The sequence below is a fragment of the Thauera sp. 2A1 genome (genome assembly GCF_009469595.2).
Taxonomy (GTDB): domain Bacteria; phylum Pseudomonadota; class Gammaproteobacteria; order Burkholderiales; family Rhodocyclaceae; genus Thauera.
This window is the reverse complement of sequence record NZ_SSXV01000019.1, coordinates 61,584-87,522: the sequence shown is the minus strand read 5'-3', so window position 1 is coordinate 87,522 and position 25,939 is coordinate 61,584. Positions and strand designations below refer to the sequence as shown.

Below are 25,939 nucleotides of genomic sequence, written 5' to 3'. Positions count from 1 at the left end.
ATGGGCCCGTCTGCCCTCTGAAGGCAAGCCTGGCCGATCTGAGAGCTGGATCAGAAGCCCGCGGCGCTGCCTTCCCGCCGCGGATCGGCAGCCCCCAGCCAACCTCCATCCGCGGCGCGGACGACAACGCTGCTGCCGCTGGTCAGGCTGCGCAGCACCACGCTTTGGCCGAACAAGCGCAGACGGTCAGCCAGCACCCCGCCCTCCGGCCGATCCTCGACCTCGGTGGGCCCGTTGCGACTGCCGACGTGCGGGCGCGCCAGCACGGCATCCGGCGGCAATTGCCAGTCGGTCAGGCCGACCACTGCCTCGGCGACGTAATTGATGATGGCGCCCCCGCCCGCCGAGCCGAGCACCGCGTATAGCGTGCCGCCACGGCTGAAGATCAGCGTCGGGGCCATGGAGCTGCGCGGGCGCCGTCCTCCTTCCACGCGGTTGGGGTGGACTCCGTGTGCGCTGCGCGGCTGGAAGCTGAAATCGGTCAACTGGTTGTTGAGCAGGAAGCCGCCGACGAGGCGCCGGCTGCCGAAAGCATCCTCGATCGACGCGGTCAGCGCCACTGCATTGCCTTGCGCATCGACGATGGAGAGGTGTGTGGTCGAGGGCTGCTCAATCTCGACGGCCGCGACCGGTGTCCGGCGGGGAACCGGCTCGCCTGCATCCACCCGGGCCAGGCTGGCGTCGAGTCGAATCTGCGCCGCCCGCCGGGCAAGATAGCGGCCGTCGATCAGTGCTGCCGGCGACGTCACCATCGTCGCCGGATCGCCATACCAGGCGTCACGATCCGCATACGCCAGCCGGCCGGCTTCGGCGAACAGGTGCAGCGGAAAGGCGGAGTCGGATGCGAGTTGCGACAGTGGAAAGCGCTCCAGGATGCCGAGCATCGCCAGCAGTGTACCTCCGCCCGAACTCGGGGGCGGCATGCCGCAGATCTTCCAGGTGCGATAAGACGCGCACAGCGGCTGACGACGCACCGCCCGATACTTCCTCAGGTCATCGATGCTCAGCTTCCCGGCGTTCGGCGCAGCCTGCGCAGCGGCAACCAGATCGACGGCAAGGCTTCCCTCGTAGAAGGGCGCGACGCCATCGTGCGCCAGGATGCGCAGCGTCGCCGCCAGGGAGGGATTGACGAGCCGCGCCCCAACCGCCAGCGGCCGCCCCGCCGCATCGAAGAACAGCGCGCGCGCACCCGGATCGCGGAACAAGTGGGCGTCCGCAGCGACCAGCGCGTGCAGCCGCGGCGACACCGGAAAACCTTCTTCCGCGAGCCGGATCGCAGGCTGGAACAGGCTCACCCACGGCAGGCGACCGTGGCGTGCGTGCAGTTCGGCAAGCAGACGCGGCAAGCCGGGCACTCCCACCGCGCGCCCACCGAGCGCTGCCTCGTAAAACGCCATCGGCGCCCCGTCGGCGCCGAGGAACAGCGAAGCATCGACATCCCGCGGCGCTGTCTCGCGGCCGTCCCAGGCCTCCACCACCCCGCCCTCGGTCGCATAGTGCAGCGCGAACCCGCCACCGCCCAGGCCGGATGACTGCGGCTCCACCACGCCGAGGACCAGTGCCGCGGCGATCGCGGCATCCACTGCCGAACCGCCCTCGCGCAGGATGTGCAGCGCTGCCTGGGTGGCGTGAGGGTTGGCGGTCACGACCATGGCCCTCGCCGAATGCACCGCCGGACTGGCGGTGAGCCCGGTTGCGCGCTCTGGCTCGTCGGGGGTCTGTGCGCGCAGCGGCATGGCGGCCAGCCATGCGACGGCCACCACGCTCAAACCGCAGCGACGGCCGATGCGCCTCACCACGGCACACGCCTCCTCGCGGAGGCGCGGTCGCCAGGGCTCAGGTCTCGTCCCACGGCGGCAGGCGCTTGTCGATCAGCGGCAGGCGCAAAGGGCGGTGATCGGGTAGACCGGCCACCGTCGTCACCGGCAGTTCTCCATGGATCAAAGGCCGGATGAAGCCGCATGCAGCCGCGGTGACATGCAACCCGTCATCGGCAATGAACCCGGCAGGCAAGCTGCGCTCGAGATTGGCAATCGTCGCCGCCTGGACCGGCACCACGTCCCAGGCATAAGGAGCGTCGGCAAGGCGCCGAACCGCCGGCATCATGCCGTCGTGTCCCGCGAGTGCGTAGTCCACCGCCGCCCGCCCCAGCGCCATCGCCTGCGCGTGGTCTGTTGCCGATGCCCAGTGCGCAGCCGCACGCTGCAGGTAATCGGGGATCGCCCAATGGAATTTGTAGCCGAGGCGGGCGTTGATCCGGCGCGCGACGGCCAGCCCCGCTCCGCCCAGTTGCACATGGCCGGCCTGGTCGTGCGACTTCTCCATCAGGATGATGCCGTCGGCCCCGCGGATGCCCTCAGAAACTGTCACGGTGCAGTAGCCGAGCCGCTCGACCACCTCACGTACGCGGGCGAGGAAGACGTCCTCAATGAAAGGCACCTCGGGAACCAGCACAATGTGCGGCGGCATGTCGCGATCGCCATCGCTGGCCAGCGCGGTAGCCGCAGCCAGCCAGCCGGTGTTGCGCCCCATCACCTCGAGCACGAAGACGCTGCCCTTGCGGCTCACCATCGAGGCGATGTCCAGCCCCGCCTCGCGCATCGCAGTGGCGACATATTTGGCTGCCGAGCCGAACCCGGGGCAGCAGTCGGTGCCGACGATGTCGTTGTCCACCGTTTTGGGCACGCCCACAGTGACGAGCGGATGGCCACGCCGGCGCGCGGCGGCGGACAGGCGGGCAACGAGATCCATCGACCCGTTCCCGCCGTTGTACAGCACGCCGCCGATGTCATGTGCCGCCAGCACCGCGAAGAGGCGATCGTAAAGGCGCGGATTCGACGCCTCGTCCGGCAGATCGAAGCGGCACGAGCCGAATGCGCCGCCCGGCGTGCGCGCGAGGCGCGCGAGCTCGTCCGCCTGCAGTACGCGCGTATCGACGAGATCCTCCGCCAGCGCGCCGAGAATGCCGCCGCGCGCCGCGAGCACCGTGCCGATCCGCCCGGGATGCTCGCGCGCGGCGCCGATCACCGCCGCCGCCGTCGCATTGATGACGGCAGTCACGCCGCCGGATTGCGCATAGAGCAGATTCATCGCCCCCCTGCCTTGCGAGCTGAATTTCCGACGCCCGCCACGAAAGACCCATGCCAAAAAAGAACGCGGCCGGCCCCTCGCTCGGGATGCCGGCCGCGCCGTTCAGCCTGCGTGCGCTTACTTCAGCGCCGCAAATGCCTGCTCGGTGATGCTATCGACGGCACCGAGGCCGGAGATCTTGCGCACCTTAGGCGCCTTTGCATCACCCGACGCGGCCCACTGCGTGTAGTACTCGACCAGCGGCTTGGTCTGCGCGTGGTAGACCTCCAGGCGCTTGCGGACGGTTTCTTCCTGGTCGTCATCGCGCTGGATCAGGTCCTCGCCGGTCACGTCGTCCTTGCCCGCAACTTTCGGCGGGTTGTACTTGACATGGTAGGTGCGGCCCGACGACAGGTGGACGCGGCGCCCGCTCATGCGCTCGATGATCTCGCTGTCGGGGACGTCGATCTCGAGCACGAAATCGATCGGCACGCCGGCGTCCTTCATCGCGTCAGCCTGCGGGATGGTGCGCGGAAAGCCGTCGAACATGTAGCCAGCCTTGCAATCGTCCTGCTGCAGCCGATCCTTGACCAGGCCGATGATGATGCCGTCGGACACCAGGCCGCCCGCATCCATCACCTTCTTCGCCTCGATGCCCAGCGGCGTGCCCGCCTTCACCGCGGCACGCAGCATGTCGCCGGTGGAAATCTGCGGAATGCCGAACTTCTCCTTGATGAAGTTCGCCTGCGTGCCCTTGCCCGCACCCGGTGGCCCCAGAAGAATCAAACGCATACCCTACCCCCTCACGGATTATCGGCCACTTGCGTGGTCCACTTTGTCATCAACAATGGCCGAAACTTAACCGACTAGCTCCGGCCGGTAAACCCCCACCAGCAGTGCGATCACGCCCCTCCGGCCGCGAAGATGGCCCTCACGCGCTCGAGATCCTCGATGGTGTCCACCCCGGCCGCCGGCTCATGCTGGAGTTCGAGTACGCGGATGCGATAGCCATGCCAGAGCACGCGCAACTGCTCGAGCGCCTCCCAATGCTCCAGCGGAGACGGTGCAAGGCCGGCGTAACGCCGCAGGAAGGACACCCTGTATGCATAGAGGCCGACATGGCGCAGCATCGGCAGCCCGGCGGGCAGGGCGTGCCGCGCCTGCGCCCAGGCGTCGCGCGCCCAGGGGATGGGCGCGCGCGAGAAATAAAGCGCGCGCTGGTCCGCGTCGCACACGACCTTGACCACGTTGGGATTGAACGCGTCCTCGGCCGAACCCAGCGGGTGCGCCGCCGTCGCGATGGCGGCTTCGTCATCGGCGGCAAGTGCCTGCGCGACAGCACACACAACCACGGGATCGATCAGCGGCTCGTCGCCCTGCACATTGACGACGATGTCGTCGTCGTTCCAGCCCAGTGCATGCGCAACCTCGGCCAGCCGGTCGGTGCCGCTGGGATGATCGGGCCGCGTCATCACGACCAGGCCGTCGGCGGCCTCGACCGCAGCGCGCACCTCTTCGTGATCCGTCGCCACCCAGACTTCGTCCGCACCCGAGGCGAGGACGCGCTCCAGCACGCGCACGATCATCGGCCGACCGGCGATGTCGGCAAGCGGCTTGGCAGGCAGGCGGGTGGACGCGTAGCGGGCCGGGATGACGATGCGAAATGGCACCGGCGCCGGCATGATCAGGCCCTGCGCAGCGCGTCGACTTCCTCGGCGCTCATCGCGCGCGCGTCGTCCTCGAGCATCACCGGGATGCCATCGCGGATCGGGAAGGCCAGGCGGTCCGCCTTGCACACCAGCTCCTGCTTGTCCTTCAGGTAGTCCAGCGGGCCCTTGCACAGCGGGCAGACGAGGATTTCAAGCAGCCGGGGGTCCATTCTTGAGCTTCTCCACGATGCGTTCGGCAGCGCCCGGATCGATCTGGGCGCTGACAGGGAACTCCCAGCAGTCGTCCGGCGCAAAGGCTGCGCATTTTACCGCATCCTTGCTCGTCATCACGATGGGCTCGCCCGCCGGAAACGCGAGATCGGTCGCCACGAAGCGGTGGTGATCGGGAAATGCGTGCGGCACGACGTCGAGCCCGAGCGCGCCGAGCTGGTCGAAGAAGCGCTGCGGCCGGCCAATCCCTGCCACCGCATGGACGGGCCGGCCGCGCAGCGTGCCGGCATCGAGCTCGCGGGCGGGATCGCGCAGCGCGCGCAGGCGACCGCCCATCAGCTTCATCGAAAAGACGGCTTGCCCCTCCAGCAAGCTCGCAAGCGCAGCGGACATCTGGCCGTGGGCGATGACGACATCCACCTCCCTGAGCCGCGACAACGGTTCGCGCAACGGTCCGGCAGGCAGCAGCCAGCGGTTGCCGAGCACCGCCTCATCGACCACCGCCACCTCGATGTCGCGTCCCAGCGGGTAATGCTGCATGCCGTCGTCCGCAATGAGGACGTCACAGTGCGGGCTCATCCGCAACAATTCCCGCGCCGCGCCCGGCCGGTCCCTGCCAACGGCGACGGGGCAGCCGGTCAGCCTGGCCAGCAGCACGGGTTCGTCGCCGTAGATGTCGGGGTCGCCATCGCGCGGCACCATCGCCACGCCCTCCACCTTGCCGCCGTAGCCGCGGCTGACGATACCCGGGCGATGGCCCGCCTCTCTCAGTCGCTCCACCAGCCAGGCGACGACCGGCGTCTTGCCGCTGCCGCCAACCGCGATGTTGCCCACCACCACGACCGGCACCGCAAGGCGCTCGACGCGCAGGACGCCGCACCGATGGAGCCACCGCCGCAGCCAGGCAATGAGACCGAACAGGACCGACAGGGGACGCAGGAGGACGGCGGCCAGGCCGCGGTCCTGCCACCAGGCGGGCGCCCGAGAGGCCATGCGGAGCCTCAGCGGGCGGGCGTCTGGGTGGCGAACGTGATGTGTGCGAGCCCGGCGCGTTGCGCCGCCTGCATCACGTTCACGACGCTCTGATGCGCAGCCTTGGCGTCGGCGTTGATGACCACGACCGGGTCGTCACGCCCTGCCGGCACGGCCTTGCCCAGCGCGGCGGCCAGCGCCTCGATGCTGCGCTCGCCTACCGCCTGACGGTTCACGAGCACGTCCCCCGCGGCATTGATCGCGACGTTGATCTCGTTGGGCACCGTCTCGGTTTCGGCCGCGTCGCCGGTAGGCAGGTTGATCTCCAGGCCCGACACCTTGGAAAAGGTCGTCGTCAGCATCAGGAAGATGATGATCACCAGCACGACGTCAATGAGCGGGATCAGGTTGATCTCCGGCTCCTCGCTGCGCGCCCCGCGGCGAAAGTTCATTTCCATCGCCCTCAGCCGCGACGGTCGCCGTGGGCGACCTCGACGAGCTTGATCGCCTGCTGCTCCATGTCGATCACGAAGCTGTCGATGAGCGCACGGAAATGGCGCCAGAAGATCATCGACGGGATGGCGATGATGAGACCCAGGCCGGTCGTGTACAAGGCGATGGAGATGCCCTGTGCGAGCTGGGCCGGATTGGCGCCGCTGGTTCCCTGCGAGGCGAAGATGTCGATCATGCCGACGATGGTGCCGAAGAGGCCGAGCAGCGGGCTGATCGATGCGATCGTGCCCAGCGTGGTGAGGTAGCGCTCGAGTTCATGCACGACGGCGCGGCCGGTTTCCTCGATCGCTTCCTTCATGACCTCGCGCGAGCTGTTCACGTTGCGCAAGCCGGCTGCGAGCACGCGGCCGAGAGGTGAGTGGGCGTCGACCCGCTCGGCCATGGCCTGTGACACACCATGCTCGCGAAGGTCGGCCAGCACCTTGTCGAGCAGCCCGTCGGGCACCACCCGACGGCTGCGCAAGGACATGGAGCGTTCGATGATCAGCGCGAGAGCGATGACCGAGGTCAGCAGCAAGGGCCAGATCGGCCAGCCGACGGCCTGAATGATCGCGAACACGCCGAGGAACCTCCTGCGGGAAAAGGCGAAACTCTAGCGCCGCCGTCCTCAGTGAGCAAGGCCGCAGCAATCCACAGAAGCTGTGGATAAGTTTGTGTGCAATTTCGGGATGTTTGGTCAAAAGCCTGTATCGGTGGGCCGTCCGACACTCCGATGCAAAATTGTGCAATGATTTTATTCATATAAAACAATAACTTGAAAAAACACCCTTGATCCATCAAGGACTTGCGACCGGGGCTTGACATGAAGCGGACGCTGTGGATTCCGCTACAATCCGCCCCCATGCCACCCATCACGCAAGACTTTCACGAGCCACTGCCATCCGGCACCGGCCACCCGGGTTCCGGCGTACTCAGCGTCTCTGCCCTCAACCGCCTCGCGCGCGAAGCGCTCGAGACTGCACTGCCGCTGCTGTGGGTCGGCGGCGAGATTTCCAACCTGGTACGCGCACCTTCCGGGCATGTTTACTTCACCCTGAAGGATGCCAATGCGCAGGTGCGCTGTGCGATGTGGCGCAACCGCGCGCAACTGCTGCCGTTTCGCCCGGAGAACGGCATGCGCGTGGAAGCGCGCGCGCTGGTCACCCTGTACGAGGCGCGCGGTGACTACCAGCTCAACATCGAGGCGCTGCGCCCGGCCGGCATCGGCGACCTGTACGAGGCCTTCAACCGCCTGAAGGAAAGACTCGCTGCCGAAGGGCTGTTCGATCCCGCTGCGCGCCGGGCGCTGCCGCGCTTCCCGCGCGGCGTTGGCATCGTCACCTCGCCTTCGGCGGCGGCGCTGCGCGACGTGTTGAGCGCCCTGCAGCGACGCGCGCCGCATCTGCCCGTCGTCCTCTATCCGGCGCTGGTACAAGGGGTCGAGGCGCCCGGCCGGCTGGTGGAAGCCTTGCGCCGGGCCGGCGAGCGTTGCGCAGCAGACGGCATCGATGTCGTGCTGCTGGTACGCGGCGGCGGGAGCATCGAGGACCTGTGGGCGTTCAACGACGAGGCGCTGGCGCGGGCCATCCGCGCCTGCCCGGTGCCGGTGGTGAGCGGTGTCGGCCACGAAACCGACTTCACCATCGCCGATTTCGCCGCCGACTTGCGTGCGGCGACGCCGACCGGCGCCGCCGAACTGGCGAGCGCAGGTTTTCACGCTGCGCGACTCGAACTGGCCAATCTCGCGCCACGGCTGCAGCGCGCCCTGCAGCGGCGGCTCGAAGTGGCAGCGCAGCGCGTCGACCGTGCCGCGCTGCAGCTCGTGCATCCACGCCAGCGGCTCGCACAGGCTGCGATGCGGACGAGCATGCTTCAGGACAAGCTGCGCGCCGGGCTGTCGCGCCGCCTGGAGCGCGCGACACACGACGTGAGCCAGTTGAAACTGCGCCTGCGCAGCGGCCGCCCGGTCATCGCCCAGGCACACGACAGGTTGTCGATGCTCGCCGCGCGACTGCATCGCAGCGCCGCGGAACGAGTGCAGCGTGAGCAACAATGCCTTGCAGGCCTCGCTACCCACCTGCAGCACCTCGCGCCGGAAGCGGTGCTGGCACGCGGATATGCGATCGCCCGCAGCGCCGACGGACGCATCCTGCGCAGCATCGCCGAGGTGGCCGAGGGCGACACGCTCAAGCTGCAACTGGCCGACGGCCGGCTGGCCACCCGCGTCACCGGGATCTCGCGCTGATGCCGACCTGCAGCCACATGCGCGGCCTGGCACGAAGATGTCTCTGCGGCACATCGCACGATCCAGAAATACGCTTTATCGCGCCGGGATTGTCATCGGCACGCATTCCTGACTAGAATTGTCGGGCTTTCCCCACGAACTCCGAAGAACCTACACAAGGAGAGACACGCATGGAACACACCCTTCCCGCCCTGCCTTACGCCAAGGATGCCCTGGCTCCGCACATTTCCGCCGAAACGCTGGAATTCCACTACGGCAAGCATCACCAGGCCTACGTCACCAACCTCAACAACCTGATCAAGGGCACCGAGTACGAGAACCTCGACCTCGAAGCCATCGTCAAGAAGGCGCCCGCCGGCGGTGTGTATAACAACTCCGCCCAGGTGTGGAACCACACCTTCTTCTGGAACAGCATGAAGCCGAACGGCGGCGGCGAGCCCAGCGGCGCGCTGGCCGATGCGATCAAGGCCAAGTGGGGCTCGTTCGACGACTTCAAGAAAGCCTTCCAGGCCTCGGCCGTGGGCAACTTCGGCTCCGGCTGGACCTGGCTGGTGAAGAAGGCCGACGGCTCGGTCGACATCGTCAACATGGGCGCCGCCGGCACCCCGCTGACCACCGGCGACAAGGCGCTGCTCTGTATCGACGTGTGGGAACACGCCTATTACATCGACTACCGCAACCGTCGTCCGGACTTCGTCGCGACCTTCCTCGACAAGCTGGCCAACTGGGACTTCGCGGCGAAGAACTTCGCCTGATCCCGTTTGCGGCGCGCTGCGCGTAGAGCGCGTGGCGCACATCACGAAAGCGACCGGGAACGGTCGCTTTCGTCGTTTTCGGGACATGGGCGTTATCGCTGCAGCGACGTCGTCCGGCCTCGTCACCCGCGCTGCCCAGCCATGCTCGACATCCTGTACCGCGACGAACACCTCGTCGCCATCCACAAGCCATCCGGCCTGCTCGTCCATCGCAGCCCGATCGCCGCACACGAGGAGCGCTTTGCGGTCCAGCTCCTGCGCGACCAGATCGGGCGGCGCGTGTTCCCCGCGCACCGGCTGGATCGCGGCACGTCGGGCGTGCTGCTGTTCGCCCTCGAACGCGACACCGCGGCAAGGCTCGCCACGCTGTTCGAGACCCGCCAGGTGGGCAAGCGCTACCTCGCCATCGTCCGCGGCCACCCGCCCGAGGAAGGAGAAATCGACCATGCCCTGACGCGCCGCCTCGACCCCATCGAACGCAGCCGCGGCGTGGGCGCCGGACACCGACCCGGCCGGAACCCGCTGCCCGAGGACATCGAACCGCCGGACGCGGCATGGGCTGCCGTGGCGGACGAGGCTTCGAGCGCCTGCGAGCCCGCCGGGATCAGCGCCGCTGATGTGGAACGGACTGAACCGGTGGTCCAGCCTGCGCTGACGCGCTACCGCCGCCTGGCCACCGCCGAACTGCCGCTTCAGGTCGACCGCTACCCCAGCAGCCGTTACGCGCTCGTCGAGCTGGAGCCGGAAACCGGCCGTCGCCACCAGCTTCGCCGCCACCTGAAGCACATCGCTCATCCCATCGTCGGCGACGCCACCTACGGCAAAGGGCGCCACAACCGGCTGTTCCAGCAACTCTTCGGCAGCAGCCGGCTGCTGCTGGCGTGCACCACGCTGACCTTGCCCCACCCGCGAACGGGCGCACGGCTGGGGATCCAGGCCCCACCCGCAGGCGATTTCCTGGACGTGATGCGCGCGCTGGGCTGGCACTTCCCCTGAGCGACAGCGCCCGCAGAGCGATAGCCAGGCACGGGCAAACCGATGCAAAATGCCCGATCAACCGCGCAACCAGCCCAGTCCCGGACCATCGATGAATCCCCTGCTTCAAGTTCGCCAGCACGGCCAGCAGATCTGGCTCGACAACCTGTCCCGCACCCTCCTCAACGAAGGTCACCTCGCGCGCTTCATCTCCGAGGACGGCGTCGCCGGCATCACGACGAACCCGGCCATCTTCCACAAGGCCATCGCCGGCGGACATTACTACGAAGAGGACCTGGCCGCGCTGAAGCGCGAGCCGCTGAGCGCGGAGGCGCGCTACGAGGCGCTGGTGATTCCCGACGTGCAGCGCGCCTGCGACCTGCTGGCGCCGCTCCATCGCGACAGCGGTGGCAATGCGGGCTATGTCAGCCTGGAGGTCTCGCCCGCGCTGGCGCACGATGCCGACGGCACCGTCGCCGCGGGCCTGCGCCTGAGAGCGGCGGTCGACCGTCCCAACCTGCTGATCAAGGTGCCTGCGACCGCCGCTGGCCTGGCCGCGATCGAACGCCTGGTGGCAGCGGGCGTCAGCGTGAACGTCACGCTGATGTTCTCGCTGGCGCATGTGGACGCCGTCGCTTCCGCCTACGTGCGAGGCCTGGCGAACCTGCAGGCGAGCGGCGGCGACGTCGCCGCCGTCATGTCGGTCGCCAGCCTGTTCCTGTCGCGCGTCGACACGCTGGTCGACAAGCAGCTCGACGAACTCGGCGGCCCGGCGCTCGCGCTGCGCGGCAAGACGGCCGTCGCCACCGCCAAGCTGGCCTACCGCCGCTATCGCGAACGCTTCCACGGCAGCTCATTCGACGCCCTGCGCGAAGCCGGCGCGCGACCGCAGTTCATGCTTTGGGCGAGCACGGGCACCAAGAACCCGGCCTACAGCGACCTGCTTTACGTGGAGCCCCTGATCGGGCCCGAGACGGTCAACACCCTGCCCGACGCGACCCTGGCAGCCCTGCTCGACCACGGCAAGGTGGCGAACACGCTGGACAAGGACGTCGATGCCGCCGAGGCGCACTATGCCGCGCTGGCCGCGCAGGACCTGAAGATGGATGAAGTCGGTGAGCGGCTGCAGCAGGAAGGCCTGGCGCAGTTCGAGCAGGCCTTCGCTGCGCTCCTCGAGCTCACTTCCTGACACCGCGCGTGGCGAGTCCGCACGTTGGGGCGGGCATCTGAAGCGGAACGCGGCTGCGCGAAAGTTCAGCCGGACACTGCCTCGCCTTGGGCTGGAATCAGCGCCGAGCGGGGAATGCCCTGCATGGCGTTGCCATCGGCGAGCAATTCCTTCATGTCCAGGATCAGCACGATCTGCCCATTCGACAAGGTCGTGACGCCAGCCACGCCTTTGGGCCGGAAGTCGTCGAGCGACTTGATCACCGCATCCTCGCGTCCGGCGAAACTGTCGATGGCAAGGACGAAGGCCATGTCCGTCGTCTGCATCAGCACGCCGTAGCCCGGCACCTGCTCCTGCGGCCAGCCCAGCAGGCCCGAGAGAGTGAGGATGGGCAGCACTTCACCGCGCACGACCATGGTCGCGCGACCACCGACGTCGTGCACCATGTTCGGCTCGATCGGCAGGATCTCGCGCACCATGGACAGGGGCACGGCAAACGGCTGCGCACCCAGCCGCACCAGCAGCACCGGCAGGATGGCCAGCGTCAGCGGCAGGTTGATGACGAAGGTGGTGCCCTTGCCGGGTTGCGAGCGGATCTCGATGGCGCCGTTGAGCTTCTGGATGTTGGTGCGCACCACATCCATGCCGACGCCGCGGCCCGACACATCGGAAATCTTCTCCGCCATCGAGAAGCCGGGCAGGAAGACCAGGTTGTAGCTCTGCCGCTCGTCGAGGGTGCTGGCTTCCTCCTCGGAAATCAGGCCCTTGGCGACGGCCTTGGCGCGCAGGCGCTCGGCATCCATGCCGCGGCCATCGTCCGCGACAAGGATGACGATGTGGTCGCCCTCCTGGCGCGCCTCGAGCCGCAGCTCGGACTTCGACGGCTTGCCCGCCGCCGCGCGGTCGCTCGCGCTCTCCACGCCGTGGTCGACCGCATTGCGTATCAAGTGGATGATCGGGTCCGAGAGATCCTCGATCATCGTCTTGTCGATCTCGGTGTCCTCGCCCGCCAGCACCAGCTCCACGTCCTTGCCCAGGTTTCGCGCGAGGTCGCGGGCGATGCGTGGGTATTTCTGGAACAGGCGGCCGATCGGCTGCATGCGTGTTTTCATCACCGCGTTCTGCAGATCGGACACCAGCAGGTCGAGCTGGCTCACAGCCAGATCGAGCGCATGGAGGGTCTCGGTGTCGTTGCGCCCGCTGAGGATGTCGCGGCGCAGCGCGTTGAGCCGGTTCTTGGTCAGCCCGATCTCGCCGGACAGGTTCAGCACCTGGTCCAGGCGCGCGGTGTCGACGCGGATGGAGTTGTCCCGCACGCGTTCCGGCTCGCGCCTGCCGGTCGGCCCGCTGACGCCGGGCCTGTCGGTGGCGCGACGCCCCAGTGCGGCGCTGATGATCTTCTCCGGAGCAAGCTCGGGTTCGGCAGGCGGCAAGGCAGCCTGGACTGCCGCGGTGGACGGCGCCCGGGCGCCGGTGACCGCGCTCATCAGCAGTTGCCAGTCGGGCCCGGCCCCTGCAGATGTTACCTGCGGACTTCCCGCCGCCACCTTGGTCGCCACGGCCGGGGGAGCCGGCGTCGCCGCCGCAGACAGCGGGGCCACGCCCTGGATGGCACCCTGCAGGCTCGCGATCAAGGCTCCATCGGCCACGTGTGGCATGACACCGCGTTCGAGGTCGCCGAACATGTCGCGCACGGCGGCAGTGGCCGCGAGGATGATGTCCATCGACTCGGCGGTGACGCTGAGTTCGCCATTGCGCAGGCGGTCGAAGAGGTTCTCGGTGAGGTGGCAGAGCGTCACGAGTTCGCCAGCGTTCAGGAAGCCAGCGCCGCCCTTGATCGTGTGGAAGCCACGGAAGATGTCGTTGAGCAGGCCGCGGTCGTCGGGCGAGCGCTCCAGATCGACGAGCTTGTTGTCCACCCCGGACAGCAGATCGCCTGCTTCAGTCAGGAAATCCTGCAGGAGGTCTTCCATGCCGGCAAAGTCAGTCATCGGCTCACAACTCCACGGCGGCGCCGCACGCGCACGCCTGCATGCAGCGGGGCCCGGCATGCCTGCCGGCAAACCCTGCGCGGTTGTTCTTGGTCAGAATCCCAGGCTCTCGAGCAGGTCATCGACCTGTGCCTGGCTGGTTACGACGTCATCCCTGCCCTCGGCATTCACCACCGGCCCGTTCATCAAGGCGGCCTGCCGCTCTTCAAGGATCTGCGGCGGGGCCGCCTCGATCAGCACCTGCAGCAGTTGCGCCTCGAGGGTCTGCGCGAGGTCGACGACGCGCTTGATCACCTGCCCGGTGAGATCCTGAAAATCCTGCGCCATCATGATCTCGAGCAGTTGCGCGTTGGTCGTCCGGCTCGCCTCGGCCACCTCTGCGACAAAGGTGCGCGTGTCGGATGCGAGCGCCTTGAACTGCTCGACCGACAGCTCGTTGGCATAGAGCCGGTCCCAGCGCTGGCCCAGCTCCTTCGCCTCAGCGCCGATTGCCTCCTGGATCGGGCGCGCGGCATCGGTCGCATTCAGCACCCTCGCCGCGGCCTGCTCGGTCATCTGGGCGATGTAGCCCAGCCGCTGGCGCGCATCCGGAATCGCGTCGGCGGCGCGCTGCAAGGCCTGGTCATAACCCAGTTCGCGCAAGGTGTCGTGAAGCTTGCGCGTCATCTGCCCGATGCGGTTGAACACCGCCTGGGAGGACGGGTGGAGTTCCCCGCCCGACGCACCGGCAGTCTCCGCCTCGGTCCAGGTATTGGCCGCAACCGCGTCGAACAAGGCCTGCAACTCGTCGCTGTCGCCATCCCCGGCAGGCTCGGCCTCTCTCGGCCGGGCCGGTTCCTGCACACGGGCGGCATCGGCCGCCACGCTGTCGAACAGCGCCTGCAATTCGTCACTGTCGCCGGCCGTTGCCGGCTCCGTGACACCGCGCACGGGTTCTGCTCCGCCTTCCGCAATGGGGGCCGACGTTGCGGCGATGCTGTCGAACAGCGCCTGCAACTCGTCGGAATCCCCCGCGTCGTCGAACTTTGGCCTTTTGGTCATTGCCAGGCTCCTGATTGGATCGGCATTGCACGCGCCCGCTTCAGGCGGCGCCGCTCCGGCCCATTTTCTCGAAAATCTTTTCCAGCTTTTCCGCCAGCGTCGCAGCGGTGAATGGCTTCACGATATAGCCGCTCGCGCCCGACTGCGCCGCCGCGATGATGTTCTCCTTCTTGGCTTCGGCCGTGATCATCAGCACCGGCAGATGCTTGAACTGGGGCGTGCGCCGTATCGTCTGCAGCAGCGTGAGGCCGTCCATGTTCGGCATGTTCCAGTCGGTGACGACGAAATCGAAGGGGGCGGCGTTGAGCTTCTGCAGCGCGACCGCGCCATCCTCCGCCTCGTCCACATTCGCGTAGCCGAGCTCCTTGAGGAGGTTGCGGACGATGCGCCGCATCGTCGAAAAGTCATCTACGACCAGAAATCTGAGTTTGGGATCGGCCATCTTGTTCTCCGTGTTGGTGCTCGCGCCCCGCTCACGCCTGCACTGCCCGCTGCAACAGCGGCCGCAATGTTTCCGCGAGTACGTCGGCGTCGAATTTTGCCACGTAGGCATCCACGCCGACGTGCCTGCCCATCGCCCGGTTGGCCTCGGACGACAGGGAGGAATGCATGACCACCGGCACGCCGTCGAACCGCGCATCACCCTTGATGTTGCGCGTCAGCACATAGCCATCCATCTCGGGCATTTCCGCATCCACCAGGATCACATCGATTTCGTCGGCGACCCGACGCCCGATGAGCGTGGCGTGCGACGCGATACCCTCGAGCCGATTCCAGGCCTCGAGGCCATTTTGCGCATGCTTGTGGCGCACGCCGAGGCGGTCGAGCACTTCCACGATCTTGCGCCGGGCCACGGCAGAATCGTCCACGAAGAAGACGTTCACCTCGTGACCGTTGTCGACCGGCACGATATTGCCGACCACGGCGTCGCCGAACGTGTTGGCGAGGATGGTCTCGACGTCGAGGATGGACACCAGGCGACCGTCGTCGAGCTGGGTGATGGCGGTGATGAAACTGGAAGTGCCCGTACCAGCGGCCAGGTTGTCCGGCGCATGCACCTTGTCCCAGTCCACCCGTACGATGCGATCGACCCCGTGCACCAGGAAACCGAGGGTGTGCTTGCTGTACTCGGTCACCATCATCGTGCTGCCCAGGCCCTGCCCCGCGCCGAGGCCGAGCACGGTGTTGAGCGAAAGCACCGGGATGACGTTGCCGCGCAGCGAGATCAGGCCCTCCATGCCGTGCGGCATGTTCGGGGTGCGCGTGATGAAGGGCGTGCAGCAGACCTCGCGCACCTTGAACACGTTGATGCCGAAGCACTCCTCGGTGCCGAGCGAAAACAGCAGCAGTTCCATGCGGTTTGAACCGACGAGCCGCGTCCGGCCATCGATGGAGTCCAGCAGCGCGCTGTCGCGCAGATCGGAATTGAACATGATCCCTGCCTCAGTTCCGCGCCGCATCGACATCGCCCGAGCTCAGCAGCCGGCCGATCGTCTGCGCCAGCCGCTGCGGCTCGAACTTCGAGACGTACTCGTCCACCCCGACCGAGCGCCCGAGCTGCTGGTTCGACCTCCCCGACAGGGAGGAATGCATGATCACCGGGACGCCGCTGAAACGGCTGTCGGACTTGATGTGCCTGGTCAGGATGTAGCCGTCCATCTCCGGCATTTCGACATCGGTGAGTACCAGGCTCACGAAGTCCTTCACCGAGCGGCCGTGGGCCAACGCATGTGCGGCCACCTTGCCCAGCTCATCCCAGGCCTGCCGCCCGTTCACCGCACCCACCTGGCGCACGCCCAGTGCGTCGAGCGTGCGCGAGATCTGCCGGCGCGCGACCGAGGAATCGTCAGCGAAATAGACGGTATGCGCATCGGCGCCAGGCAGCCGGGCGATCTCGCGGAACGCCAGATCATCGTCATAGTGAGTGGTTTCCGACAGCACCCGCTCGACGTCCAGCATCATGACCAGCCGGTTGTCGGCCAGTTCGGTGACCGCCGTGACCAGCCCGCCCATCTTGGCCACCAGCATGCCCGGCGGAACCCGCATCTGCGACCAGTCCAGCCGCAGGATGGTGTCCACGTTCTCGACCAGGAACCCCTGAGTGTGGCCGTTGTACTCGGTGACGATCATGATGTCGCGCGTGCAGTCGGCGCCGATGCCGACGTAGCTCGCCAGATCGACCACCGGCACCAGCTCGCCGCGCAGGCTGACCATGCCCTGGACCGAGGACGGCATTTCCGGCGCCGCAGTGATGGTCGGCGTGCGCATCACCTCGCGCACCTTGAAGACATTGATGCCGAAGGTCTCGCGACGCCCGGTGCGCGCGTCCACACCGAGTGTGAACAGGAGGATCTCCAGCTTGTTGGTGCCCGCTAGCCGCGTGCGTGCGTCGATGTTCTTGAGTAGATCGGACATTTGGTTTTTCCGCCTTCGCCCCGTCGATGCGGATCACGGACGGGGACGCCGATTTTATCGGCCAGGATCGCGCGGACTTGAGCTGGCCTCAGCGCGCCACGAGGCAAACGCCCGGGGCGGCGCTCACATGCCCGCCGGAGGCGGCACCGCGCGCGGCTGTCCTGCAGCGCTGGCCTCGCTGCGCAGCGCCTCCTCGGCGCGCTTATTGAGCACGATGATGCTGATGCGCCGGTTCACCGGGTCGAGCGGGTCTCCGCGGTTGAGCGGCACGGTATCGGCGAGGCCCACCACCCGCACCATCTTGCCCGCCTCGAGCCCGCCGGCCACCAGCTCGCGGCGCGAGGCGTTGGCGCGGTTGGCCGACAGCTCCCAGTTGGAGAAGCCTCGCTCGCCTCCGGCGTACTGGCTCGAGTCCGTGTGGCCTGACAGGCTGATGCGGTTCTGCACGTCGTTCAGCGCATGGCCGATCGCGCGCAGCAGGTCGCGGGTGTAGGGCCGCAGCTCGGCGCTGGCCGACAGGAACATCGGGCGGTTCTGCTCATCGACAAGCTGGATGCGCAAGCCGTCGTTGACGATGTCGATCAGGATCTGGTTCTTGAACTGGCGCAAGGTGGAGCTGGCCTCGATCAGCGCCTCGATCCGCCCCTGCAGGTCGATCAGCTTTGCGCGCTCGCGCCGCATCTCGCCCTCCTCGCCACCGCCTTGGGAATTCTGCCCGGGCGCATTCTGCTGCGTGTGGCTGGGGGCCGCATCGAGGTTGATCGCGCGGGTCGACTCCTTCTCGCCACGCCGCACCTGACCGACCGAGCGGCTCAGGTCCTCACCGCCGCCCTTGATGATGCTGGAACTGTCGCCTGAACCCTCGCCGCCCTGCATGGCCACCTTGAGCGGGTTCTGGAAATAGTCGGCAATGCCCTGCAGATCACCCGCCGCGGTCGAGCCGAGCAGCCACATCAGCAGGAAGAAGGCCATCATCGCGGTGACGAAGTCGGCATAGGCGATCTTCCACGCCCCGCCGTGATGCCCGCCGCCACCCTTCTTGATGCGTTTGACGACAATCGGCTGCTGGGAGTCGTCGCTCATGCCGCGCCTCCCGCGCCCGCGCCAGCCGCCGCGACGCGATCAGAAACGGGAAGACAGCCAGGATGCGTCTCGCGTAGCCGCGGCGCGGAGCTCATCATCAACCCTTGCGATTCTTGATTTCCTGCTCGAGCTCGGCAAAGCCTGGCCGCTCGGTCGAATACAGCACCTTGCGCCCGAACTCGACGGCCACCTGCGGCGCGTAGCCGTTCATGCTGGCCAGCAGCACCACCTTCACGCACTGGTAGATCTTGCCGCCCTCCTCCACCCGCTGCTCGAGCTGGCTGGCAACCGGGCTGACGAAGCCGTAGGCGAGCAGGATGCCGAGAAATGTGCCGACCAGCGCGCCGCCGATCATCTTGCCCAGCACCGCCGGCGGCTGTCCGACCGAGCCCATCACGTTCACCACTCCCATCACGGCAACGACGATACCGAAGGCAGGCACCGAGTCGGCAAGCTTGGACACCAGATGCGGGGCGGTGTGCGCCTCCTGGTGATGGGTCTCGATCTCGATGTCCATGAGGTTCTCGATCTCGAAGGCGTTGAGGTTCCCGCCCACCATCATGCGCAGGTAATCGGTCAGGAACTCGACGACATGGTGGTCCGCCGTAACCGAGGGATACTTGGAGAAGATTGGACTGGAATCCGGATTCTCGATGTCGTTCTCGATCGACATCAGGCCTTCCTTGCGCACCTTTGCCAGGATCTCGAACAGCATCGCCAGCAGGTCGACATAGAGCGCCTTGGTGTAGGGCGAGCCCTTCAGCGCCATCGGCAGCGCACTCACCGTCGCCTTGAGGGCCTTGGGCCCGTTGCTTGCGACGAAACCCCCGACCATCAGACCGAAGATGGCGAGATATTCCATCGGCACCCACAGGGCCCCCAGGCTGCCGTGCACCGCATAGGTGCCGACCGACGCAGCCAGGATGATGACGTAGCCAATGATCAGGAACACCGTTCACTCCAACCATGACCCCGGGGATGGGGGTCGCAGCAGCTTAACGTCGCGCCACAGGAAAACTTGAACGCCGCAGCGGAGCCTGCCTTCGCAAGCAAAACGGGCTGTCCGCTTCGCGGACAGCCCGTCGGGAGCGGGCAGAAGCGAAGACTAGCCCGCGGCGAGGGCGCGCGCCTTGCGGACCGCGGGCTTGGTCGATGTCCGGCTCGACTTGCCGGCACGCGACGGCATGTTGCACAGGCCGCACACGAAGGCGTGCGTCGGGTCATAGGCGTGAGCCACATAGTGTCCACCGCAGGTGGTACAGGCGGCGAGCTGCAGCAAGTCGGCATCGAAGAAGCGCACCAGGGTCCAGGCGCGCGTCAGGCTGAGGATGGGCTCCATGCCCTCGGACTCGATATGATCGAGGTAAAGGTGATAAGCCTTGATGATCGCATCGAGCCCGCCGACGGCGGCACGCTGGGTGAAAAAGCGATGCAGCCCCATGAACAACGAGGAATGGACATTGGGCTGCCAGCTCATGAACCAGTCGGTGGAGAACGGCAGCATGCCCTTCGGGGGCGACGCGCCGCGAACCTCCTTGTAAATCTTGAGCAGCTTCTCGCGGCTGAGGCGAGTCTCGACCTCCAGCATCTGCATGCGGGCGCCCAACTGGACCATCTCCACCGCGCGACGGATGTCGTCCGCCTCGTCGATGACGCGCTTGTTCTTCATCTTCGGCTCCTCAGGCCGCCTCTTCTGCCGCCTTGCCCGCCGCGATGATCGCGGCATGCAGGCTGGCCGTGGCGGTGTTCCGTCCCTCGCCGCTCATCAGCCGGGCGAGCTCCGCGTCGTCGAAGCGGAAGCACGGCATCAACATCTGGTTGCTGGCCAGCTTGACCAGCCTGGCGGCAGACAGGTCGCAGATCAGATCGGCGAACTTTTCACCGATGCCCAGCCGATAGAGTGCGGTCGCACGATCGCTGCGCAACATCTGCTGGGCGAGCATCAGATAGGCGAGGTTCAGCTCCCGGATCTCGGCCTGGTAATCGGGGCGGCTCATGAAATTCTGCTCCCGCTCAGGGGTAATCGGTTCGAAAGCTAAAGTAATTTCTAACTTACGGCAAGTTACAAAGTCATGCGCGCACGACATGCGTCGCGCCCATGCAACATGAAACCAACGAAAGAGGAAACCGGCAGCCGTTCAGCCGCCGTCTGATTCGCGCTGAAGGGCGCAAACGCGATTGCGTCCGCGCTGCTTGCAAATACGCGCACCACGATCCGCGCACTTGATCAGGGCATCGAGACTGCTCGTGCGCCCGTCGCGCATCGCCACACCGATGCTGACCGTGATCTTCAGCTGGGGCCCGCCCGTCTCGATCGTGAGCGCCTCGACCGCTAGCCGCAGGCGCTCGCCGCAGCGCAGGGCCGCGCCGAGTTCGGTGTCAGGGCAGATCACGAGAAATTCGTCGCCGCCGGTCCGGCAGATGACATCCTGCGCGCGCAGCACCGAACGCAGCGCATCGCCCGCCTGGCGCAACACCATGTCGCCAACATCGTGCCCGTGGTTGTCGTTGATCGGCTTGAGGCCGTCCAGATCGATGATCATCACCGACAGCGGACGCTGGTTGCGCGTGACCGCAATCCATTCCTGCTGCAGCCGGTCCAGCGCATAGCGGCGGTTCGGAAAGCCGGTGAGCGCATCGGTCATCGCGACTTCCTCGAGCCGCCGGTTGCTGATCGCCAGTTCGGCCGCGAAATGCCGCAACTCCTCGCGCTCGCGCTCGAGTTCGGCCTGCAGCCCGACCATGCGCCGCGCCGAGCGCAGGCGCGAGCCCAGCACGACCGGCCGGAAAGGACGGGCGACGAAATCGTCCGCCCCGGCGTCGAGCACCGTTGCCAGCAGGGTGTCGTCCTCGGCGGGAATCAGCATCAGCATGTAGATGGCACGCCCCAGGCGCGTCTCGCGCAGCGACCGCACCACATCGATGCCGGCGACGTTCCCGAGCCGCCAGTCGATCAGCATCATGTGCGGCTGTAGATCAACCGCTGCCTCGATGCCCTGGCGCCCGCCGTCGGCCTCGAACACCGCAAGGCCCTCGCGTTCGAGGACCTGACGCAGGCGTTGCCGCTCCGCCGCATCGGAGGCCAGCACGAGCACGCGCAGACGCTCTGCCTGCGCGTCGGAGTCACCCTGTTCGTCGGCCGGGGCGGTCTCGACTGCGGCGGCGAGCGACTGGGCAGCGGCCGCGTCGACCTGCAGCTCGCTCGCACCCTGCTCGCCGAAACCCGCGAGCGTCTCGAACCGCGGCATGGCATGCGTCTCGAACTGCAGCAGGCGGCCCCATTCGATCCACTCGCTCGCGACCCGATCGCAGGCCGCCACGAAGTACTCGCGCGAAACACCGAGCCTCGCTGCAAGCCTCAGCATCGCAGGCATCAGCGCGGCATGCTCGCTGGCGTCGGCAAGACAGATCCGCGCCACCGCGCGTGAGAGCACGAGCGACTGCACCAGCATCTGCTCACGGCCGTTCTCGCCATCGGCCGCAAACTGCGGCTGCTCGAATTGCCGCACCGCGCGCGACACGATGTCGGGCAGCCCCCAGTCGATCAACATCGCTTCGCCAAGGGCGCAGTGGTCGAGCGCGAACGCCTCGTGCTCGAGATCGACCTGGCGCATGCCGGGAGAGCGGTCGGCGACGGCGAGGATCCGGGTAAACTCCAGCGGATAAACGGTTGCGAGGGCGAGTTCGCCGATGCGGGCGAGAAGCCCGACGCTGAAGGCCTCGTCGGCGGCGATCGCTCGCACATGGCGCGCCAGCGCCTGCATCGCCAGCGCCATCAGCAGCGAGGAGGACCAGTAGCGGACATAGTCGAAGCCCGCGCACGCGCCCTTGCGGTAATTGGACAACAGCGAAAAGCCCAGGGCCATGGTGCGCACGGCCGGCAGGCCGAGCACCATCAGCGCTTCCTGAACCGAGACGATGGCGCGTCGCTCGTTGGCGATCACGCCGTTGGCCGCCTTGATGAGCCGCCCGACGAAGGCGGGGTCGCCCTTGATCACGCGCGCCAGTTCCGCCATCGACACGTCCTCGGACTGAGTCAGGCGGATGATCGCGAGCGCCACGCCACGCGGCGAGGGCAATTCCCCCGTCCCCTTGAGCTGCGCGAAGCGTCTGATGTCTATTTTTTTGGTCATTGGACGGAATTCACGGCGGATTGACAGGGCTATCGGCATGGCCGCCGCTACGACTGACGCTGAAGATGCGAGGTAAACGGCCTGCGGGGCCAGCACTTTAGCGCGCAGCCCCGCATCCTGCCAGCCAGGGCCGATCCGGGCTAAAATCGAAAGTTATTCCTTCCGCCCTGCTCCGATGAAGTTCTGTTCAAACTGTGGCGCGCACGTCCATATCCGCATCCCCAGCGGCGACTCGCTGCCGCGCCACGTCTGCGACCGATGCGGGACGATTCATTATCAGAATCCCAAACTGGTGGTCGGTGCGCTGGCCGAATGGGGCGACCGCATCCTGCTGTGTCGGCGCGCGATCGAGCCGCGCCACGGCAAGTGGACGTTGCCGGCCGGGTTCATGGAAAATGCGGAAAGCACCGCCGAAGCCGCCGCCCGCGAAACCCTGGAAGAAGCCTGCGCACGCATCGAGATCGGGCACATGTACACCCTGATCGACGTGCCGCACATCAGCCAGGTGCACATCATCTACCGCGCGCGCCTGCTCGATCTTGACTTCCGCCCCGGCGAGGAATCCCTCGAGGTCGCGCTGTTCGAGGAAAAGGACATCCCTTGGGAGGAGATCGCCTTCCGCACGATCGCCCTCACGCTGCAGCACTACTTCGAAGATCGCCGCAAGGGCCGATGGCCGTTCCACAGCCTGGTGATCGGGGCGCCGCCGGTGGCTGAGGTGCGCCCCTGATCCTGCAGCGGCATCAGGCTTGATGCCCTCCTCGGAGCAAGCGGATAATTCGGAGCTTATTTCAAGCCTGCGAATCATGAGCAGCTATCTATTCGTCGTTCTCGGCGCGGTTCTGGTGAACAACGTCGTCCTGGTGCGCATCCTCGGCCTGTGCCCGTTCATGGGCGTGTCGAAAAAGCTCGAGACCGCAATCGGCATGGGTGCCGCCACCACCTTCGTGCTGACGGTGGCATCGGGCAGCAGTTACCTGATCGACCACTACCTGCTGCAGCCCTTCGACCTCGCCTACCTGCGCACGCTGGCGTTCATCGTCGTCATCGCGGCCATCGTGCAGATGACCGAGCTGGTGATCCAGAAGACCAGCCCCGTGCTGCATCAGGTGCTCGGGATCTATCTGCCGCTGATCACGACCAACTGTGCGGTGCTCGGCGTGCCGCTGCTCAACGTCGGGCTCAAGCACAACCTGCTCGAATCCCTGCTGTTCGGCTTTGGCTCTTCGGTGGGCTTCACGCTTGCGCTGGTGCTGTTCGCCGGCATCCGCGAGCGGCTCGAGGGTGCGGACGTGCCAGCGCCGTTCAAGGGCACCGCGATCGCGATGATCACCGCCGGCTTCATGAGCCTGGCCTTCATGGGCTTTGCCGGGCTGGACCGCTTCCACTGACCGGAGCGGGCCGACAGCGCCCGCGGCTTTGCACGCCCTCACCCACAAACGACAACAAGAGCCTCCGCATGCTTTCAGCCCTGCTCGTCATGACCGGCATCGCCATCGTGCTTGGCGCGGCCCTGGGTTATGCCGCGATCCGCTTCAAGGTCGAGGGCGATCCGCTGGTCGAGAAGATCGACGCGATCCTGCCACAGACCCAGTGCGGCCAGTGCGGCTACCCGGGGTGCAAGCCCTATGCCGAGGCGATCGCCCAGGGCGCGGCCGAGATCAACCAGTGCCCGCCCGGTGGCGAGGAAGGCATCCGCAAGCTGGCCGACCTGCTGGGGCGCGAGTTCAAGCCGCTGTCGGAGGAGCATGGCGTCGAGAAGCCCAAAGCCGTCGCGGTGATCGACGAGCAGACCTGCATCGGCTGCACGCTGTGCATCCAGGCCTGCCCGGTCGATGCCATCGTCGGCGCGGCCAAGCAGATGCACACCGTGATCGACAAGCTCTGCACCGGCTGCGAACTGTGCGTTGCGCCCTGCCCGGTGGACTGCATCACGATGACGCCCATCCCCGAGACCGTGGAAAACTGGAAATGGAAATACCCCGTCGTCGAGCTCAGGAGGGTGGCGTGATGCGCTCGCTCTTCCGCTTCCACGGCGGCGTCAAGCCGGCAACGAACAAGGCGGCTTCGACCTCCGAGCCCATCGTCAAGGCGCCGCTGCCCCCGCGCCTCGTCGTGCCCCTGCACCAGAGCATAGGCGGGACGCCGCATCCGCTCGTGCGCGCAGGCCAGCGGGTGCTGAAGGGAGAGCTCATCGGCGCGGCTGACGGCAACGTCTCGTCCGCCGTCCACGCGCCCACCTCCGGCCTCGTCACGGCCGTCGAGCCCGCCCTCATGGCACACCCCTCCGGCCTGACGATGCTGTCGGTGATCATCGAGCCCGATGGCGAGGATCGCTGGGCCGAGCTCGATCGACTCAACTACAAGAGCACGCCGCCTGACGAACTGCGCGATTTCGTGCGCGACGCCGGCATCGTCGGGCTGGGCGGCGCGGTCTTCCCGACCCATCTGAAGATGAACCCGGGGCGCGAGGGAAGGACACGCACCCTGGTGCTGAACGGCGCCGAATGCGAGCCCTTCATCACCTGCGACGACATGCTGATGCGCGAGCGCGCCGCCGGCATCGTCAAGGGCACTGCGATCCTGCGCCACCTGCTGCAGGCCGATGAGGTGCTGATCGGCATCGAGGACAACAAGCCGGAAGCGGTCGCCGCCATGCAGACGGCCGTTCGTGCGGAAGGCGAGTCGATGGAGGTGGTGGCGATCCCCACCCGCTATCCGGCCGGCGGCGCGAAGCAGTTGATTCGCGTGCTTACCGGCATCGAGGTGCCGCACGGCCGTCGCTCGACCGATTTCGGCGTGCAGTGCTTCAACGTCGGCACCGCCTACGCCGTGTTCGAGGCGCTCACCTGCGGCCATCCGCTGATCTCCCGCATCGTCACCGTCGCCGGCAACGTCGACCGGCCGCGCAACTACGAGGTCCTCATCGGCACGCCGATGAGCGATGTCGTGCGGCTCTCCGGTCAGCGCACCGACACCACTCGCTACCTGATGGGCGGCCCGATGATGGGGATGCGCATGCCCGGCTTCGACGTGCCCGTCGTCAAGGCCACCAACTGCATCCTGGTGGCGAGCGACGCGCTCTTCCCGCCGCCGCCGCCCGAGCAGGCCTGCATCCGCTGCGGCGAGTGCGCGCGCGCCTGCCCCGCAGACCTGCAGCCTTTCGAGCTTTACTGGTTCAGCCGCGCGAAGAACTTCGGCAAGGCACAGGAGTACAACCTGTTCGATTGCATCGAATGTGGCTGCTGCGCCTACGTGTGTCCCTCGCACATCCCGCTGGTCGACTACTACCGCTTTTCCAAGAGCGAGATCTGGGCGCGCGAGCGCGACAAGTCCGCATCGGACCAGGCGCGCGAACGCTTCGAGTTCCGCAATTTCCGCCAGGAGCGCGAGAAGGAGGAGAAGGCCGCCAAGCTCGCCGCGAAGGCAGCCGAGACGCGCGCCAAGCTCGCAACCGAACCGGCGGTCGATGGTGCTGCAGCGACGCCCGCCGCCGATGCTGCCGAAGACCCCAAGAAAGCGCTGATCGCCGCCGCGCTGGCACGTGCGCAGGCACAGAGGGCCGCAGCGCAGCCGAAGAACACGGACAACCTGAGCGCTGAAACGCAGGCCGAGATCGAACAGATCGAGGCCCGCCGGCGCACGACCGGCAACGCCCCAGCCTCCGGCCCCGCGCCCGCGGGGACCGGCGCGTCGGCGCCGGATACCCAGCCCTGAGCG

General features: G+C 67.0%; 26 protein-coding genes. 8 read left to right on the top strand and 18 right to left on the bottom strand.

What is annotated here, in order from left to right; translation table 11 throughout:
- Nucleotides 1–50: 50 nt before the first annotated feature.
- The 8 genes from GH664_RS16345 to GH664_RS16310 all read right to left on the bottom strand — a co-directional run bounded on the left by GH664_RS16345 (nucleotide 51) and on the right by GH664_RS16310 (nucleotide 6,993).
- Complete coding sequence (locus tag GH664_RS16345) at nucleotides 51–1,799, bottom strand: gamma-glutamyltransferase family protein (RefSeq protein ID WP_228111570.1); 1,749 nt, start codon at nucleotides 1,797–1,799, stop codon at nucleotides 51–53.
- A gap of 37 nt (nucleotides 1,800–1,836) precedes the next feature.
- Complete coding sequence (locus GH664_RS16340; protein ID WP_153169138.1) at nucleotides 1,837–3,090, bottom strand: 6-phosphofructokinase; 1,254 nt, start codon at nucleotides 3,088–3,090, stop codon at nucleotides 1,837–1,839.
- Between the two features lie 117 nt (nucleotides 3,091–3,207).
- The gene (gene adk, locus GH664_RS16335) at nucleotides 3,208–3,861 is read right to left on the bottom strand and encodes an adenylate kinase (protein WP_153169137.1); all 654 of its coding nucleotides are present in this window, start codon (nucleotides 3,859–3,861) and stop codon (nucleotides 3,208–3,210) included.
- A gap of 110 nt (nucleotides 3,862–3,971) precedes the next feature.
- Nucleotides 3,972–4,751, bottom strand: coding sequence for a 3-deoxy-manno-octulosonate cytidylyltransferase (gene kdsB / locus GH664_RS16330; RefSeq protein ID WP_153169136.1), 780 nt, complete (start codon nucleotides 4,749–4,751; stop codon nucleotides 3,972–3,974).
- A 2-nt stretch (nucleotides 4,752–4,753) separates the two neighbouring features.
- Entirely contained in the window at nucleotides 4,754–4,948 is a 195-nt protein-coding gene (locus tag GH664_RS16325) for a Trm112 family protein (protein WP_153169135.1), read from the bottom strand.
- The gene (lpxK, locus tag GH664_RS16320) at nucleotides 4,929–5,942 is read right to left on the bottom strand and encodes a tetraacyldisaccharide 4'-kinase (protein WP_153169134.1); all 1,014 of its coding nucleotides are present in this window, start codon (nucleotides 5,940–5,942) and stop codon (nucleotides 4,929–4,931) included. Before lpxK ends, GH664_RS16325 begins: the two co-directional genes overlap by 20 nt.
- A gap of 8 nt (nucleotides 5,943–5,950) precedes the next feature.
- A complete protein-coding gene (locus GH664_RS16315; RefSeq protein WP_153169133.1) occupies nucleotides 5,951–6,373 on the bottom strand; it encodes a biopolymer transporter ExbD in 423 nt (140 codons plus the stop codon).
- 11 nt (nucleotides 6,374–6,384) lie between these two features.
- Entirely contained in the window at nucleotides 6,385–6,993 is a 609-nt protein-coding gene (locus tag GH664_RS16310; protein WP_153169132.1) for a MotA/TolQ/ExbB proton channel family protein, read from the bottom strand.
- 282 nt (nucleotides 6,994–7,275) lie between these two features.
- Here GH664_RS16310 and xseA point away from each other — a divergent pair, with 282 nt between their 5' ends.
- The 4 genes from xseA to tal all read left to right on the top strand — a co-directional run bounded on the left by xseA (nucleotide 7,276) and on the right by tal (nucleotide 11,577).
- Nucleotides 7,276–8,658: an exodeoxyribonuclease VII large subunit gene (gene xseA, locus GH664_RS16305; RefSeq protein WP_153169131.1), complete on the top strand. Its 1,383-nt coding sequence runs from the start codon at nucleotides 7,276–7,278 to the stop codon at nucleotides 8,656–8,658.
- Between the two features lie 170 nt (nucleotides 8,659–8,828).
- A complete protein-coding gene (locus GH664_RS16300; protein WP_153169130.1) occupies nucleotides 8,829–9,413 on the top strand; it encodes a superoxide dismutase in 585 nt (194 codons plus the stop codon).
- Between the two features lie 141 nt (nucleotides 9,414–9,554).
- The gene (locus GH664_RS16295; protein ID WP_153169129.1) at nucleotides 9,555–10,409 is read left to right on the top strand and encodes a pseudouridine synthase; all 855 of its coding nucleotides are present in this window, start codon (nucleotides 9,555–9,557) and stop codon (nucleotides 10,407–10,409) included.
- Nucleotides 10,410–10,500: 91 nt separating this feature from the next.
- Complete coding sequence (tal, locus tag GH664_RS16290; protein WP_153169128.1) at nucleotides 10,501–11,577, top strand: transaldolase; 1,077 nt, start codon at nucleotides 10,501–10,503, stop codon at nucleotides 11,575–11,577.
- Between the two features lie 65 nt (nucleotides 11,578–11,642).
- Here tal and GH664_RS16285 read toward each other — a convergent pair whose 3' ends face one another.
- The 10 genes from GH664_RS16285 to GH664_RS16240 form a co-directional block, all read right to left on the bottom strand.
- The gene (locus GH664_RS16285; RefSeq protein WP_153169127.1) at nucleotides 11,643–13,547 is read right to left on the bottom strand and encodes a chemotaxis protein CheA; all 1,905 of its coding nucleotides are present in this window, start codon (nucleotides 13,545–13,547) and stop codon (nucleotides 11,643–11,645) included.
- 93 nt (nucleotides 13,548–13,640) lie between these two features.
- Entirely contained in the window at nucleotides 13,641–14,588 is a 948-nt protein-coding gene (cheZ, locus tag GH664_RS16280) for a protein phosphatase CheZ (RefSeq protein WP_153169126.1), read from the bottom strand.
- Nucleotides 14,589–14,628: 40 nt separating this feature from the next.
- The gene (cheY, locus tag GH664_RS16275; protein ID WP_153169125.1) at nucleotides 14,629–15,030 is read right to left on the bottom strand and encodes a chemotaxis response regulator CheY; all 402 of its coding nucleotides are present in this window, start codon (nucleotides 15,028–15,030) and stop codon (nucleotides 14,629–14,631) included.
- 31 nt (nucleotides 15,031–15,061) lie between these two features.
- A complete protein-coding gene (locus GH664_RS16270; protein ID WP_153169124.1) occupies nucleotides 15,062–16,021 on the bottom strand; it encodes a chemotaxis protein in 960 nt (319 codons plus the stop codon).
- 10 nt (nucleotides 16,022–16,031) lie between these two features.
- Nucleotides 16,032–17,003, bottom strand: coding sequence for a chemotaxis protein (locus GH664_RS16265; RefSeq protein WP_153169123.1), 972 nt, complete (start codon nucleotides 17,001–17,003; stop codon nucleotides 16,032–16,034).
- A 123-nt stretch (nucleotides 17,004–17,126) separates the two neighbouring features.
- Nucleotides 17,127–18,086: a flagellar motor protein MotB gene (gene motB, locus GH664_RS16260; protein WP_153169122.1), complete on the bottom strand. Its 960-nt coding sequence runs from the start codon at nucleotides 18,084–18,086 to the stop codon at nucleotides 17,127–17,129.
- 97 nt (nucleotides 18,087–18,183) lie between these two features.
- Entirely contained in the window at nucleotides 18,184–19,038 is an 855-nt protein-coding gene (gene motA, locus GH664_RS16255) for a flagellar motor stator protein MotA (protein WP_153169121.1), read from the bottom strand.
- Nucleotides 19,039–19,191: 153 nt separating this feature from the next.
- Complete coding sequence (gene flhC, locus GH664_RS16250; RefSeq protein ID WP_153169120.1) at nucleotides 19,192–19,755, bottom strand: flagellar transcriptional regulator FlhC; 564 nt, start codon at nucleotides 19,753–19,755, stop codon at nucleotides 19,192–19,194.
- A gap of 10 nt (nucleotides 19,756–19,765) precedes the next feature.
- Entirely contained in the window at nucleotides 19,766–20,083 is a 318-nt protein-coding gene (flhD, locus tag GH664_RS16245; protein ID WP_153169119.1) for a flagellar transcriptional regulator FlhD, read from the bottom strand.
- A gap of 141 nt (nucleotides 20,084–20,224) precedes the next feature.
- Complete coding sequence (locus tag GH664_RS16240; RefSeq protein WP_153169118.1) at nucleotides 20,225–22,219, bottom strand: diguanylate cyclase; 1,995 nt, start codon at nucleotides 22,217–22,219, stop codon at nucleotides 20,225–20,227.
- Between the two features lie 175 nt (nucleotides 22,220–22,394).
- Here GH664_RS16240 and GH664_RS16235 point away from each other — a divergent pair, with 175 nt between their 5' ends.
- From GH664_RS16235 to rsxC, 4 genes are all read left to right on the top strand, one after another.
- On the top strand, nucleotides 22,395–22,949 hold the full coding sequence (locus tag GH664_RS16235) for an NUDIX hydrolase (protein WP_153169117.1): 555 nt from the start codon (nucleotides 22,395–22,397) through the stop codon (nucleotides 22,947–22,949).
- Between the two features lie 76 nt (nucleotides 22,950–23,025).
- Nucleotides 23,026–23,610, top strand: a complete 585-nt coding sequence (gene rsxA / locus GH664_RS16230) for an electron transport complex subunit RsxA (protein ID WP_153169116.1) — start codon at nucleotides 23,026–23,028, stop codon at nucleotides 23,608–23,610.
- Nucleotides 23,611–23,678: 68 nt separating this feature from the next.
- Nucleotides 23,679–24,230 (top strand): electron transport complex subunit RsxB, encoded by a 552-nt coding sequence (gene rsxB / locus GH664_RS16225; RefSeq protein ID WP_153169115.1) that lies wholly within the window; start codon nucleotides 23,679–23,681, stop codon nucleotides 24,228–24,230.
- Nucleotides 24,227–25,936, top strand: a complete 1,710-nt coding sequence (gene rsxC, locus GH664_RS16220; RefSeq protein WP_153169114.1) for an electron transport complex subunit RsxC — start codon at nucleotides 24,227–24,229, stop codon at nucleotides 25,934–25,936. The genes rsxB and rsxC overlap by 4 nt, the downstream gene beginning before the upstream one ends.
- The last annotated feature ends 3 nt before the right edge of the window (nucleotides 25,937–25,939 follow it).

What these genes read in the sequence shown, in the direction of transcription:
- GH664_RS16340 (WP_153169138.1), bottom strand. Translation starts at nt 3,090, where the DNA reads ATGAATCTGCTCTATGCGCAATCCGGCGGCGTGACTGCCGTCATCAAT.
- adk (WP_153169137.1), bottom strand. Translation starts at nt 3,861, where the DNA reads ATGCGTTTGATTCTTCTGGGGCCACCGGGTGCGGGCAAGGGCACGCAG.
- kdsB (WP_153169136.1), bottom strand. Translation starts at nt 4,751, where the DNA reads ATGCCGGCGCCGGTGCCATTTCGCATCGTCATCCCGGCCCGCTACGCG.
- GH664_RS16325 (WP_153169135.1), bottom strand. Translation starts at nt 4,948, where the DNA reads ATGGACCCCCGGCTGCTTGAAATCCTCGTCTGCCCGCTGTGCAAGGGC.
- lpxK (WP_153169134.1), bottom strand. Translation starts at nt 5,942, where the DNA reads ATGGCCTCTCGGGCGCCCGCCTGGTGGCAGGACCGCGGCCTGGCCGCC.
- GH664_RS16315 (WP_153169133.1), bottom strand. Translation starts at nt 6,373, where the DNA reads ATGAACTTTCGCCGCGGGGCGCGCAGCGAGGAGCCGGAGATCAACCTG.
- xseA (WP_153169131.1), top strand. Translation starts at nt 7,276, where the DNA reads ATGCCACCCATCACGCAAGACTTTCACGAGCCACTGCCATCCGGCACC.
- GH664_RS16300 (WP_153169130.1), top strand. Translation starts at nt 8,829, where the DNA reads ATGGAACACACCCTTCCCGCCCTGCCTTACGCCAAGGATGCCCTGGCT.
- GH664_RS16295 (WP_153169129.1), top strand. Translation starts at nt 9,555, where the DNA reads ATGCTCGACATCCTGTACCGCGACGAACACCTCGTCGCCATCCACAAG.
- tal (WP_153169128.1), top strand. Translation starts at nt 10,501, where the DNA reads ATGAATCCCCTGCTTCAAGTTCGCCAGCACGGCCAGCAGATCTGGCTC.
- GH664_RS16285 (WP_153169127.1), bottom strand. Translation starts at nt 13,547, where the DNA reads ATGACTGACTTTGCCGGCATGGAAGACCTCCTGCAGGATTTCCTGACT.
- cheZ (WP_153169126.1), bottom strand. Translation starts at nt 14,588, where the DNA reads ATGACCAAAAGGCCAAAGTTCGACGACGCGGGGGATTCCGACGAGTTG.
- cheY (WP_153169125.1), bottom strand. Translation starts at nt 15,030, where the DNA reads ATGGCCGATCCCAAACTCAGATTTCTGGTCGTAGATGACTTTTCGACG.
- GH664_RS16270 (WP_153169124.1), bottom strand. Translation starts at nt 16,021, where the DNA reads ATGTTCAATTCCGATCTGCGCGACAGCGCGCTGCTGGACTCCATCGAT.
- GH664_RS16265 (WP_153169123.1), bottom strand. Translation starts at nt 17,003, where the DNA reads ATGTCCGATCTACTCAAGAACATCGACGCACGCACGCGGCTAGCGGGC.
- motB (WP_153169122.1), bottom strand. Translation starts at nt 18,086, where the DNA reads ATGAGCGACGACTCCCAGCAGCCGATTGTCGTCAAACGCATCAAGAAG.
- flhC (WP_153169120.1), bottom strand. Translation starts at nt 19,755, where the DNA reads ATGAAGAACAAGCGCGTCATCGACGAGGCGGACGACATCCGTCGCGCG.
- flhD (WP_153169119.1), bottom strand. Translation starts at nt 20,083, where the DNA reads ATGAGCCGCCCCGATTACCAGGCCGAGATCCGGGAGCTGAACCTCGCC.
- GH664_RS16240 (WP_153169118.1), bottom strand. Translation starts at nt 22,219, where the DNA reads ATGACCAAAAAAATAGACATCAGACGCTTCGCGCAGCTCAAGGGGACG.
- GH664_RS16235 (WP_153169117.1), top strand. Translation starts at nt 22,395, where the DNA reads ATGAAGTTCTGTTCAAACTGTGGCGCGCACGTCCATATCCGCATCCCC.
- rsxA (WP_153169116.1), top strand. Translation starts at nt 23,026, where the DNA reads ATGAGCAGCTATCTATTCGTCGTTCTCGGCGCGGTTCTGGTGAACAAC.
- rsxB (WP_153169115.1), top strand. Translation starts at nt 23,679, where the DNA reads ATGCTTTCAGCCCTGCTCGTCATGACCGGCATCGCCATCGTGCTTGGC.